Origin of the sequence: Bacillus pseudomycoides DSM 12442 (assembly GCF_000161455.1) — a bacterium.
Lineage (GTDB): Bacteria > Bacillota > Bacilli > Bacillales > Bacillaceae_G > Bacillus_A > Bacillus_A pseudomycoides.
Genome location: NZ_CM000745.1, coordinates 5,520,009 through 5,520,528 on the forward strand (window position 1 = coordinate 5,520,009; position 520 = coordinate 5,520,528).

1 protein-coding gene is annotated in these 520 nt (G+C 36.7%); it reads left to right on the forward strand.

Annotated elements, in window-relative coordinates:
• Positions 1–520: ImmA/IrrE family metallo-endopeptidase (locus BPMYX0001_RS27900; RefSeq protein ID WP_033799509.1), on the forward strand; the 520-nt coding region annotated here is incomplete at both ends.

The following is a 520-nucleotide window of genomic DNA, read 5'->3' on the forward strand; positions in this document are numbered from 1 at the left end:
TGGAAGCTATTGCGGAAAAAAACGGTGTGAAAATTATTGAACCGAAACAAGAGCTTGGGGTCGCAAAGGGGGTGAGCTATACCCTAACAAAAGAAGTTGCTTTAAATCCACGAAATAGTGAATTACAGAATGTGAAAACACTTCTTCATGAGCTTGCCCATGCCAAACTTCACACAGCCGAAACACATATGAATTACACGGCACCAGAAAAAGAGTTTCAGGCAGAAATGGCAGCTTATACGGTTTCTTACTACTTTGGAATTGATACAAGCGAGTATTCGTTAGGATACTTAGCAAACTGGACGCAAGGGAAAGAGTTAAAAGATAAATCCAAATTGCTAAAAGAAGTACATGAAACGTCTGTGGAATTTATTGAAACAATTGAAAGTATTTTAGATAAAGAAATCAATAATAAAAAAGGGAAAGAGGTAGATAGTATGGCAAAAACAGAGTCAGATGGTTTATATGCATCTCCATATCATGAGAAAGCCCATTTGGTTACAATCGAAGTGTTGTATAA